This window comes from Sporolactobacillus terrae, assembly GCF_019930545.1.
Taxonomy (GTDB): domain Bacteria; phylum Bacillota; class Bacilli; order Bacillales; family Sporolactobacillaceae; genus Sporolactobacillus; species Sporolactobacillus terrae.
Genome location: NZ_CP082837.1, coordinates 461,293 through 473,606 on the forward strand (window position 1 = coordinate 461,293; position 12,314 = coordinate 473,606).

Annotated in this window: 10 protein-coding genes; all 10 read left to right on the forward strand. The window is 48.6% G+C overall.

The features are described 5' to 3' along the window. The first annotated feature begins 30 nt into the window (after positions 1-30). The 10 genes from K7399_RS02060 to lgt all read left to right on the forward strand — a co-directional run bounded on the left by K7399_RS02060 (position 31) and on the right by lgt (position 12,285). Complete coding sequence (locus K7399_RS02060) at positions 31-1,488, forward strand: S41 family peptidase (RefSeq protein WP_028976515.1); 1,458 nt, start codon at positions 31-33, stop codon at positions 1,486-1,488. Positions 1,489-2,125: 637 nt separating this feature from the next. After that, positions 2,126-2,290 carry a hypothetical protein gene (locus K7399_RS02065; protein ID WP_160168706.1) on the forward strand — a complete coding sequence of 55 codons (165 nt, stop codon included), beginning with the start codon at positions 2,126-2,128 and terminating at the stop codon, positions 2,288-2,290. Between the two features lie 183 nt (positions 2,291-2,473). Beyond that, positions 2,474-3,670 carry a cell division protein gene (locus K7399_RS02070; RefSeq protein ID WP_028976517.1) on the forward strand — a complete coding sequence of 399 codons (1,197 nt, stop codon included), beginning with the start codon at positions 2,474-2,476 and terminating at the stop codon, positions 3,668-3,670. A gap of 342 nt (positions 3,671-4,012) precedes the next feature. Continuing rightward, on the forward strand, positions 4,013-4,303 hold the full coding sequence (locus K7399_RS02075; RefSeq protein WP_028976518.1) for an AbrB/MazE/SpoVT family DNA-binding domain-containing protein: 291 nt from the start codon (positions 4,013-4,015) through the stop codon (positions 4,301-4,303). A gap of 385 nt (positions 4,304-4,688) precedes the next feature. Then, a complete protein-coding gene (uvrB, locus tag K7399_RS02080) occupies positions 4,689-6,659 on the forward strand; it encodes an excinuclease ABC subunit UvrB (RefSeq protein WP_037563155.1) in 1,971 nt (656 codons plus the stop codon). Positions 6,660-6,666: 7 nt separating this feature from the next. Continuing rightward, on the forward strand, positions 6,667-9,546 hold the full coding sequence (gene uvrA / locus K7399_RS02085; RefSeq protein WP_028976520.1) for an excinuclease ABC subunit UvrA: 2,880 nt from the start codon (positions 6,667-6,669) through the stop codon (positions 9,544-9,546). Positions 9,547-9,645: 99 nt separating this feature from the next. Beyond that, entirely contained in the window at positions 9,646-9,837 is a 192-nt protein-coding gene (locus tag K7399_RS02090; RefSeq protein ID WP_028976521.1) for a PspC domain-containing protein, read from the forward strand. Beyond that, on the forward strand, positions 9,834-10,220 hold the full coding sequence (locus K7399_RS02095) for a phage holin family protein (RefSeq protein WP_010026438.1): 387 nt from the start codon (positions 9,834-9,836) through the stop codon (positions 10,218-10,220). Before K7399_RS02090 ends, K7399_RS02095 begins: the two co-directional genes overlap by 4 nt. Positions 10,221-10,526: 306 nt before the next feature. Next, positions 10,527-11,450 (forward strand): HPr(Ser) kinase/phosphatase, encoded by a 924-nt coding sequence (gene hprK, locus K7399_RS02100; RefSeq protein ID WP_028976523.1) that lies wholly within the window; start codon positions 10,527-10,529, stop codon positions 11,448-11,450. A gap of 25 nt (positions 11,451-11,475) precedes the next feature. After that, entirely contained in the window at positions 11,476-12,285 is an 810-nt protein-coding gene (gene lgt, locus K7399_RS02105) for a prolipoprotein diacylglyceryl transferase (RefSeq protein ID WP_028976524.1), read from the forward strand. The last annotated feature ends 29 nt before the right edge of the window (positions 12,286-12,314 follow it).

Sequence of the window (12,314 nt, forward strand, 5' to 3'; positions counted from 1 at the left end):
AAACCGTGTTGATTGAGGAGGCATTTCTTTATGAAAAAGTTCAGCGGCAAAGTGGTCGCTTTGCTGATGGCGATCTCACTGATCGTAGGGGCAGGCGGCTCCTATGCGGTGTTCCGCTTTGTCCAGAATCAAAGCCAGGAAAAAACAGCTGCTGTCGCCGGCGGTGCTGTTGCACCGGATCAGGAAACAGCAAAGCTTAAAGCGATCCATGATCTGATCGAGAACGAATATTATAAGAAGATCAGCAGTCAAGATTTGTATGATGGCGCAATTAACGGAATGATCGACGCGCTTAACGATCCGTTTTCCAGCTATATGAATGCTAAGACTGCTTCAGATTTTTCGCAGTCCCTGTCCTCTTCATTCCAAGGAATCGGTGCCGAAGTTCAAATGGTCGGCAAACAAGTCACTGTCGTCTCACCGATTAAAGGTTCTCCGGCGGAGAAAGTCGGTCTGAAGCCGAAAGACGCGATTATGACAATCAATGGAAAGTCAACCGAGGGACTGACCATCAACCAAGCGGTAAATAAGATCCGCGGGAAAAAGGGAACCGTTGTTAAGATCGGGATTAAGCGTTCCGGAGCAAGCGATCTTTTGACGTTCTCAATCAAGCGCGACGATATTCCCATCCGCACCGTAGAGAGCAAAATGCTGAAATCAAGCAGCAATTCCATCGGTTACATTGCAATCACTCAGTTCAATGAAAATACCGATGGCGAATTCAGCAAAGCGCTCGACAAACTTGAAAACGAAAAGATGCAGGGTCTGATCATTGATGTGCGTGGTAATCCCGGTGGTTATCTGCAAGCGGTCGAAAAAATCGGTAATTTGCTGATCTCATCGAAGAAGCCGATTGTACAGATTCAGAACCGAGAAGGCAAGAAGCAGCCGTTCTACAGTACGCTTGAGAAGAAGAAGGATTATCCCATTGCTGCCCTGATTGATGACGGATCGGCATCTGCTTCTGAAATCCTTGCCGGTGCGCTGAAAGAGGCTGGCGGCTACCCGCTGATCGGTGTGAAGTCGTTCGGCAAGGGAACGGTTCAGCAGAGCATTCCGATGACCGATAAGAGCGAACTGAAACTTACGGTGGACAAATGGCTGACACCGGACAGCAACTGGATTCACAAAAAAGGCATTCAGCCAACCATAGAAGTGAAACAACCGGATTACTACTATGTCACGCCGATTAACTTGAAAAAAGGTCAGACCTTCCGGGTTGATCAAACCGATGAAAAGATTGCCAATGCACAAAAGATGCTCAAGGCAGCTGGGCAAAACCCGGGACGTACCGATGGGTATTTCAGCAAACAAACGCAGCAGGCGCTCAAGGCGTTCCAAAAAGAAAATAAATTGCCGGAAAGCGGAGAAATTGACCAGAAAACGGCCGACGCGCTGCAGCAAGCAACCTTGAACGCGATTAAAAATCAGAAACATGACCGTCAGCTCAATTCGGCGATCGAAGAAATCAAAAAAGAACTTAAATAAATGATCAAGCAAAAAGGTGTCTCACAGTCACAGTTGACTGTGAGGCGCCTTTTTTACATGTAGAGAAAAATTATAATTTTGCCTTGTGGTACGACGATAAGCCTCATAAAAGTGGAACCTCTGCTAAAGGATTCTGTGCACAACGCGAAAGTCATCATATCCTGTGAAAGTACATCATGTATGCGCGGAAGACACGAAAGCGCGAGACGCCTGCGGGAGTGCAGGCCAAAGGAGACCCCGCAGATCTCAGCATGTTTGAGGAGGCTCCTGGACTGCCCGCGGCAAGCGAGCAGCTGGAGTGTCGTACGCGCACAAGGTGATGAAAGGAACTTCCGCTATGTAAAGGAACTTTCGCTAATTTAAAGGAACTTTCGCTAAGTGCGCATACGTCCTGTATGCAACGCGAAAGTCACCGCATCCTGCGGAAGTACGTCCTGTATGCAACGCGAAAGTCACCGCATCCTGCGGAAGTAAATCGACGGAGAGATTCCGCTTATCAACTGGAAAAACGTGAACAGGAGGGATTTTGCTTTGCATAACCGGAAAACCTCCGCTTATGTACTCCGAAATGAGATCTGCTCTGCATATAACCGAAAAAACTCCGCTTATGTTACGAGTTGCTTAATGAAGGACCAGAATGCTTAATGAAAAAGAAGTGAGAGGGGCCGGTATCATTTTTAACTATCTCAAAAAGATTCAAGAACCCCTCATTGAGATGCTCGGGCGCCAGCGGGATCGCGCCTTGTTGATGCGAGCAGCCGCAGCAATAAAAAGGCATCGATCGCTGTTTGATCAAGTATGATTGATGCTTTCGGCCTTGTTTTGGAACGAAGATAGGAAATTCAAAAGAACAGAGTAAAAATTTTCCTTGGGAACGGCGACAAAGGGTCAACTCATGTATAATTAAAAGAAAGTGCGGGCAGGAATCTGCAAGCTTTTTGTCGAAACATCAAGAAGATTGGATCGAAAGCTGGGGGAATTGGACATGTCGGACATCATCGGATTGATCTTTTCTAGTGTTGCATCATTTTTTATGAATCCGCTGCTTTATTTGCTGATTTTAGCATTGTTTGTATACAGCACGCAGCGGGTGCGAAGGGAGCGGTTGTCGTTTCGTGTGAAGGCGTATGGGATGTTCAACACAATTTTTGCAAGCATCATTCCAAGCATCCTGGTCGGCCTTTGCGGGTCGCTTGTGCTTGCCGTGACCGGTGCGAGTCTTGCACCCGGAGTGATTGCGCTGCTGTCGCTTGCAACGGTGGCGGTTTTGCTCACCTGTCAGCAACGATTGTTGTCGCCGGCCATCGCAGGCGGCGTGACCGTGATTGCAGCTGCCGTGATGCCGGCTTTCCATACACCATATGCATTCCTCAATCGTTGGATCGAAGAGATTCATTCGATCGATTATGTGTCATTTGGTCTGTTTTTGACCGTCGCCCTGCTGATGGAGAGTACGCTCGTCTTTTTCTGGGGCACGCAGCAGTCCTCTCCCAGACTGATCGGCAGTTACCGCGGCGGATTGGTAGGCGCCCACGAAGCTTGCCAATTATGGATTGCGCCGCTGTTTTTGCTTGTACCGGTTTCCGGGGCGATTCCGGCTGTCGGTGCATGGCCGTTTGTGTCAAACGGTTCGTCATTCAGTTTGGCCCTGTTTCCGCTTGGGGTGGGGATCGCTCAATTAATCACCTACGCCATGCCGCGCCCCGCGGTACGTCAATCGGCCCTCTGGATGCTGGCGACAGCAGGAGTGATGGCCGCTTTTGTCGGAGCAGCATTACTCTTGCATCAATCGATGTTTATTGTTATTGGCGGAGCTGTCGTTCTGATCAGCCGGCTTGCTTTGGTTTGGTATCACCACCATTTGCGTCAGACACGGCCGTTCTATTTCTTGATGCCGAACCGGGGGCTGCGCGTGATTGGTGCCATTCCTCATTCACTTGGGAACCGGATGGGCATCGTTCCCGGTGAAGAAATTTTACGTGTCAATGATTTGGAAGTAAGCAGCGTTTCGGACTTCTATGAAGCATTGCAGAAGCATGGTGCGTACTGTAAGCTTGAAGTGTTTGATCGGTTCGGTGAGCAGCGCTTCGTTAAAGGAGCGATTCACGAGAATGATAACTTTAAAATCGGTTTGCTCTTTCTAGAGAGGGATGAATGGAATATGCAGGCAAAAGACAAATAGCCGATCCGAATCTCGAATAGTATAACAGAAACAAAATACGTTCAGGAATAGAGGAACGCTTTTGATCGTAACGTCCTCATTCATGCTTTTGGGCGGGGGCTGCTCGCGGCTCTCGGCGCACGAATTTATTTCTGAACGAGTTGTTTCCATTCTTTGATTAATCAATGTAAAATAGTTACTGAACTTGAAGCACTCTGAAAAAATGTGAGCGTTTCACTTATTTTGCAAACCTGTGTGTTTATGAAAAATACCGGTGTCTCTGATGCGTTGTGCAACATAAGATGGTGCTATAATTGGGCATAGGCTCTGAATGAAACAATGTCTGAGAGGAGGAATCCTGGAATGAAATCAACAGGAATTGTACGGAAGGTTGATGAATTGGGACGTGTTGTCATACCGATTGAGTTACGGAGAACGATGAATATTAAAGAGGGCGACCCTTTGGAAATATTCACGGAAGATGAGCGAATCATCTTTAAAAAATATGTGCCGAATATGGCGTGCCAGATTACGAATGAAGTTTCACCGGATAATTTGGTTCTTGCAAACGGCAAGCTCGTTTTGAGCCGCAAAGCTGCGAAAAGTGTGGTTCAAGAGATTGAGCGTTATATGGGTGAAGATATTAAGCCTTAACCCGACTTTCGAAAACTTCCATGGCACTGCGCCATGGAAGTTTTCTAGTTTTCCATAAAATGAATCAAGTGATCTCTCATGATTTTAGCATGCAGATGCTCAATGCTCATCGAAGCTTGCGCGTTCCAATGCTTCACTCCAATACACCGTACCCGTTAAAGGACAGGCTTTCGTGCGCTATTCGATACTTTGCGCTGGCATCGGCTATAATGATGCTGCGCAGTTGAGGAGACGCTTACCCACAAACCAGGAATATCTGTTCGCATTTTGCTGTCATTTTTTTATACAGTTATGCTATAATTTAGGCAAGATTTTTTCTAGTGGAGACGAATCATACCTTTTTTCGTTTAAATAGATAGAACGGAGAAGATTGGAGGACAGTGGTATGGATTTTCAGCTTGTGTCCCATTTCAAACCGCAAGGCGACCAGCCGGAAGCGATTGATAGCTTGGTTCACGGCATTGAACATGGTGAAAAGCACCAGACCTTGCTTGGGGCAACAGGAACCGGCAAGACCTTCACGATGTCAAATGTGATTGCCCGCGTAAAGAAGCCGACACTGGTCATTGCGCATAACAAAACGCTCGCCGGCCAGCTGTACAACGAGTTCAAGGAATTCTTCCCGAATAATGCGGTCGAATACTTTGTCAGTTACTACGATTATTACCAGCCGGAAGCGTATATCCCGCAAACCGACACGTATATCGAAAAGGATTCAAGCATTAACGATGAAATCGATAAATTGCGTCACTCGGCGACAAGTGCACTGTTCGAGCGCCGCGATGTAATCATCGTCGCCAGCGTGTCCTGCATCTACGGTTTAGGTTCGCCGGAAGAGTACGGATCGCTCGTTCTGTCGCTGCGTCCGGGCATGGAGAAAGAACGTGATGCCATGCTGCGCCAATTGGTCGATATTCAGTACACACGCAATGATATTAACTTTACACGTGGTACTTTTCGCGTGCGCGGCGATGTCGTCGAAATTTTTCCGGCCTCACGCGACGATCACTGCATCCGGGTTGAATTTTTCGGCGATGAGATCGACCGGTTGACGGAAATGGATCCGATGACCGGCGAGATCGTCGGCGAACGCGATCACGTGGCCATCTATCCGGCATCGCACTTCGTTACCGGTCAGGAAAAAATGAAACGTGCGATTGTCAATATTCAGAAAGAGCTTGATGAGCGTTTGAAGGTGCTCAACGACAACGGCAAACTTCTGGAAGCGCAGCGCCTGGAGCAGCGGACGCGTTATGACTTGGAAATGATGGAGGAAGTCGGTTTCTGCTCAGGCATCGAGAACTATTCGCGCCATCTGACCTTCCGGAAACCGGGTGAATCGCCCTATACCTTGATCGACTATTTTCCAAAAGATTTCCTGATTATGGTTGATGAATCGCATGCGACCCTGCCGCAAATCCGTGCCATGTACAACGGTGACCAGGCACGTAAAAATGTGCTTGTCGACCATGGATTCCGGCTGCCTTCGGCGAAAGACAACCGGCCGCTGAAATTCGAAGAGTTCGAGGAACGGATTCATCAGATCGTTTATGTTTCGGCGACACCGGCAGATTATGAGCTGGAACATTCCGGCAAGCCGATCGAACAGATTATCCGGCCAACCGGGTTGCTTGATCCGGAAATTGAGATTCGGCCGATCAAAGGCCAGATTGACGATCTCTATGATGAAATCAATTTGCGAATTAAGAAAAAAGAACGTGTGCTTGTGACAACACTGACGAAAAAGATGGCCGAAAACCTAACCGATTATCTGAAAGGGATGGGCATTAAGGTCAACTACCTGCATTCGGAAATTAAGACGTTGCAGCGCATTGAAATCATTCGCGATCTCAGACGGGGCGAGTTTGATGTGCTTGTCGGCATCAACTTGCTTCGTGAAGGCTTGGACATTCCGGAAGTATCGCTTGTCGCAATCCTGGATGCCGATAAGGAGGGCTTCTTACGTTCGGAGCGATCCTTGATTCAGACGATTGGCCGTGCAGCCCGTAATGCAAATGGACGCGTGATCATGTATGCTGATCACATCACCGATTCGATGCGTATGGCAATGGATGAGACGGCACGGCGCCGCAAAATCCAAACTGAATTTAATGAAGCCCATCACATCACACCGAAAACGATTCAAAAGGCAATTCCAGAACTGATTAAGGCCACCTATGAAGTGGAAAAGAAAGAAGATACAGGCAAAAAGAAAAAGAAGAAAATGACTAAGAGTGAACGCAATAAAGCGATCATCAGTATTGAAAAAGAGATGAAGCAAGCAGCGAAGGCACTCGATTTTGAACGCGCCGCCGAACTCAGAGACGCGCTCTATGAATTGAAAGCGGAGGGATAACGCGCACATGGTACTTGAGAATATTGTTGTTAAAGGCGCACGCGAACACAATTTAAAAAATGTCAACGTCACCATACCTCGGGATAAAATGGTCGTGATTACCGGTCTGTCGGGGTCCGGAAAATCATCGCTGGCCTTCGATACGATCTATGCAGAAGGGCAGCGCCGTTATGTAGAATCGCTGTCCGCCTATGCGCGCCAGTTTCTCGGTCAGTCGAATAAACCGGATGTCGACGCGATTGAAGGCTTGTCGCCGGCGATTTCAATTGATCAGAAAACGACGTCGCACAACCCGCGTTCCACCGTGGGCACCGTAACGGAAATCTATGATTATATGCGGCTCTTATATGCGCGCATTGGCCACCCGTACTGCCCAAAACATGGGGTCGAGATCACCTCGCAGACGATTGAACAGATGGTCGACCGAATCATGGAGTACCCGGAACGGACAAAGCTGCAAATTCTGGCTCCGATCGTCTCCGGAAGAAAAGGCGCTCATGTGAAAACACTTGAAGACATCAAGAAAAAAGGCTATGTCCGAGTTCGCGTTGACGGCGAAATGCGCGAGGTTGCTGAAGCGATTCAGCTTGAGAAAAATAAAAAGCACACCATTGATGTCGTGATCGACCGAATCGTTGTCAAGCCGAACGTCCAGGGGCGACTTGCCGATTCGCTCGAAGCAGCAACGAAGCTGACCGACGGCCGTGTTGTGGTTGACATTATCGGCGGCGAAGAACTGCTTTTTTCCGAACAGTTTTCATGCCCGTATTGTGGTTTCTCGATCGGGGAACTTGAACCGCGTCTCTTCTCGTTCAACAGCCCGTTCGGTGCCTGCCCGGATTGTGACGGGTTAGGCTCGCGTATGGAAGTAGATCCTGATCTGGTGATCCCCGACCGCTCGAAAACATTGTCCGAGGGAGCAATTATTGCCTGGGAACCGACGAGTTCGCAATATTACCCGCAGCTGCTGAAATCGGCGTGTGCTCATTTCGGCATTGATATGAACATGCCGGTTGAGAAGCTGCCAAAGGACAAGCTGAACCTGCTCCTGTACGGGTCCGGTACGGAACGGATTCATTTTCACTATGAGAATGAGTTCGGTGATGTACGCGATAAGGATATGTATTTCGAAGGGGTGATCAACAACATCGGCCGCCGCTATCGGGAAACCGGTTCCGACTACATCCGCGAACAGATGTCGGAATACATGATGCACAAGGCATGCCCAACCTGTCACGGTCACCGGCTCCGTCCGGAAGCTCTGGCAGTTAAGATCGGTAAAAAGAGTATCAGCGAAGTGACCGAGATGCCGATCCGTGAGATGCTGACTTTTTTCGAGAAGCTCGAACTAACAGAGAAGGAACAGACGATTGCGCGGCTGATCCTGCGTGAAATTAGGCAGAGAACGAAATTTTTGATCGATGTCGGCTTAGACTATTTGACGCTTGGCCGAGCAGCGGGTACGTTATCCGGCGGCGAAGCGCAGCGGATTCGGCTGGCAACGCAAATCGGTTCCCAGTTGATGGGGGTCCTCTACATTTTGGATGAACCGTCGATCGGTCTGCATCAGCGCGACAATGATCGACTGATTCATTCGTTGCTTGGCATGCGCGATCTGGGCAATACCTTGATTGTTGTCGAGCATGATGAGGATACAATGCGCGCCTGCGACTATATTATTGATGTTGGACCGGGTGCGGGAGAACACGGCGGACAGATCACGGCTCAAGGGACCCCCGAAGAAATTATGCAAAATCAGCATTCTTTGACCGGTGCTTATCTTTCAGGACGCAAATTCATCCCGATTCCAGGCAAACGGAGAAAAACAAGCAAACGTGCAATTAAGGTCATTGGAGCCAAAGAAAACAATTTGAAAAATGTCTCGGCCACCTTCCCGCTCGGCGTGATGACCGTTGTGACCGGGGTTTCCGGATCTGGAAAGAGTACACTTGTTAACGAGGTGCTGTTTAAGGCACTTGCTCAGAAGCTGCACGGACGGCGCGACCTGCCTGGTGAGTACCGGCAAATTAAAGGGGTTGAAGAGCTGGATCGCGTCATTCAAATCGATCAAGCACCGATTGGACGAACCCCGCGCTCAAATCCAGCGACCTACACCGGTGTATTCGATATGATTCGCGAAGTCTTTGCAGCAACAAATGAAGCAAAGGTGCGCGGTTATAAGAAGGGCCGTTTCAGTTTTAACATTAAAGGCGGCCGCTGTGAAGCATGCAGCGGCGACGGCATTATTAAAATTGAAATGCACTTTTTGCCTGACGTTTACGTGCCTTGCGAGGTTTGCCACGGGAAACGGTATAATCGTGAAACACTCGATGTAACCTATAAAGGAAAAACGATTGCCGATGTCCTTGATATGACCGTTGAAGAAGGAATGGAATTTTTCAAAAATGTACCGCGCATTAAGCGCAGGCTGAAGCCGCTCTTTGACGTCGGACTCGGCTATATTCGTCTCGGCCAGCCGGCGACGACGCTGTCCGGTGGTGAGGCGCAGCGTGTCAAGCTTGCCTCGCAGCTTTATCGCCGAACAAAGGGACGTGCGTTGTACATTCTTGATGAACCGACAACAGGACTTCACATGGATGATATCTCGCGTTTGCTCGACGTGCTTCAAGCACTGGTCGACAGCGGCGACAGCGTGTTGATTATTGAGCATAATCTTGATGTGATCAAATGTGCCGATTACTTGATTGATCTTGGTCCCGAAGGCGGAAACGGCGGTGGAACAATCGTTGCGACCGGAACACCGGAACAGATTGCTGCAACCGAGGAATCCTACACGGGTCGTTATTTAAAGCCGGTACTGGAACGTGATCATGCACGCATGGACAAACCTCTGCACGCGCAGCAGCAAGTGGCTGAAAAGGCTTAAAATCAAAGGGAAGTTTTTCCGGTGAACCATCTCTTTCTTGTCGAAAGGCATGAGCTAAGGGTATAGTTGAATAGGATATCAATGGTGGGAGGAATACGGATGCAAAAAAGGCTTTATAAGTCTTCAGATAACAGGATGCTGACAGGCGTACTGGGCGGTATCGGCGAGTTTTTTCATGTGGATCCAACCTTAGTTCGGCTCGGATTTGTCGTGCTCGCACTCGTAACGGTTGTCTTTCCATGCCTGATCGGTTATTTTATTGCTTATCTAATTATACCTGAGAGAGTGTGACGCAATTGTTTAAAAACTGGCTTGCAAAGATCTTGCTTAACGTCATCATCAATATGGTGATTCTGATGACACTTGCTGGATATTTGCATACGATGGTGCATATTTCCGGCGTTGGCGCAGCCTTGGCGGCCAGCTTGATCTTATCGTTTCTTAATCTATTTATCCGACCGGTACTGCTTCTTCTTGCTTTGCCGGCAACGATCTTGACCTTAGGATTTTTTATTTTTGTGGTGAACGCGCTGATGCTGGAACTCACCGCAATGATTATGGGATCGGCGTTTGAACTTGACGGCTTTGGCAGTGCCTTGATTGTAGCGATCATTATGGCATTCTGTCAGCTCATCATTCAGAACTTTATGATCAAACCTATGCGACGCGATTAAGGCGCCGCATTATTTTTTATTTGAACGTTATTGTTTATGCGTCTGTTTTCGTAATGGATTGATTCTATGGTAAAATAAAGGAAAAAATGAATCAGATCGGGTGAGATGCCCGGTTCATGAATAACCCTGAGCGCGCGCCGGAACGACCCCCCGGCGCAATTCGAGTGAGAAACGGAGGATGCTTTGCGCTCCGGTATGTACGCCTTGCCCGGCGGAGTTTATGCTTTTTGAACGCAGGTCGCTCTGATTGTTGGAGGCGTGATGATGAAAGAACAGCGGACGTGTTCCGGCGGCAAAATGACGACGATGAATAAAGTACGTGTACATGAACTCATTGAACATTTTGATTTTAAGTTGGTCAGCGGCAAAGAGGGCGTTAACCGATCGATTATTGTCAGTGATATTTCTCGTCCCGGTCTTGAAATTGCCGGTTATTTTACCTATTATCCGAGAAGAAGGCTGCAGCTGCTTGGTCGAACGGAACTCTCGTTCTTTAATGAGCTGAGTATGGATGAGCGTTACAAAAGAACATCGCAGCTGTGTACGGCGCAGACCCCGTGTATTGTGATTTCGCGGGGAATTGAGGTCCCTGAGGAATTTATCATTTCATCCAATAAGCGTCATGTACCGGTTATTCAGTCGAAGATGCAGACCACGCGACTGAGCAGTATGATTACCAACTATTTGGAATCGCGTCTTGCGCCAATGACTGCCGTGCATGGTGTTTTGGTCGATGTGTATGGTGTCGGCGTTTTGATTACCGGGGACAGCGGTGTAGGGAAGAGTGAAACAGCACTTGAACTGGTCAAACGCGGCCATCGGCTGGTTGCCGATGATTCGGTTGAAATTCGGCAGCAGGGCGAGTCGGAGCTGATCGGAAGCGCTCCGAACTTGATTCAGCATTTGCTGGAAATTCGCGGGCTCGGGATTATCAATGTGATGACTTTGTTCGGTGCCGGAGCGGTGCGCAGTAATAAAACCGTCTCTATGGTGATTCACTTGGAACTTTGGGATCAAAACAAGGTCTATGATCGTCTTGGACTCGATGAAGAAAAGACGAAGTTAATTGATACAGAGGTTCCGCGCCTTGTACTGCCGGTTCGGCCCGGACGAAATCTGGCGGTGATTATCGAAGTCGCAGCCATGAATTTTCGATTAAAGAATATGGGCTATCACGCCGCCCAGCAGTTTGCGGATCGACTCAATGACACGCTGAATGAGCATGAATGAACGAAAATTTGAGGTGTAACTTATCATGAATGAAAGCATTGAACCGTTAAATCGATTGGCAATCACACTTGGGCCGCTGCATATTTATTGGTACGGAATTATTATTGCGACCGGCGCCCTGCTTGGGCTGATTCTGGCCATTCGCGAAGGCAAACGTGTCGGACTTCCTTCCGATACGTTTACCGATTTGATTTTGTACGCAGCACCGATCGGAATTATTTGTGCCCGGCTCTACTATATTGTCTTTGAATGGGACTACTACATGGATCATCCAGGAGAAATCATTAAAATCTGGAACGGCGGTATTGCGATCTACGGCGCTTTGATCGGTGCCGTAGTCACAACCGTGATCTTTTGCCGTGTACGCCGGTTACCTTTTTGGAAAGTTGCCGATGTCTGCGCACCAAGCGTGATTCTCGGCCAGGCAATCGGGCGCTGGGGCAACTTCATGAATCAGGAAGCGCATGGCGGACCGACCACGCGTGCCGCACTTGAGCACTTGCATTTGCCGGATTTTATTGTCAACCAGATGTATATTGACGGCGTCTATTACATACCGACCTTTCTTTATGAATCCGTCTGGAATCTGCTTGGCTTTGCACTTTTACTGATCCTTCGCCGAACAGTTGCATTGAAACGCGGGGAACTTTTCGTCAGCTATGTGATTTGGTATGCGATCGGACGCAGTTATATTGAAGGATTGCGCACAGACAGCTTGATGATGGGACCGCTGCGTGTCTCGCAGTGGTTGTCGCTTGTGCTGATTATTGCAGGCATCGGATTGATCGCTTATTGGCGGATGAAACAAAAGGAACGGCCGCGGTACGGGATTTAACGGCTCGTGTACACGGTAACGAGTAAGCT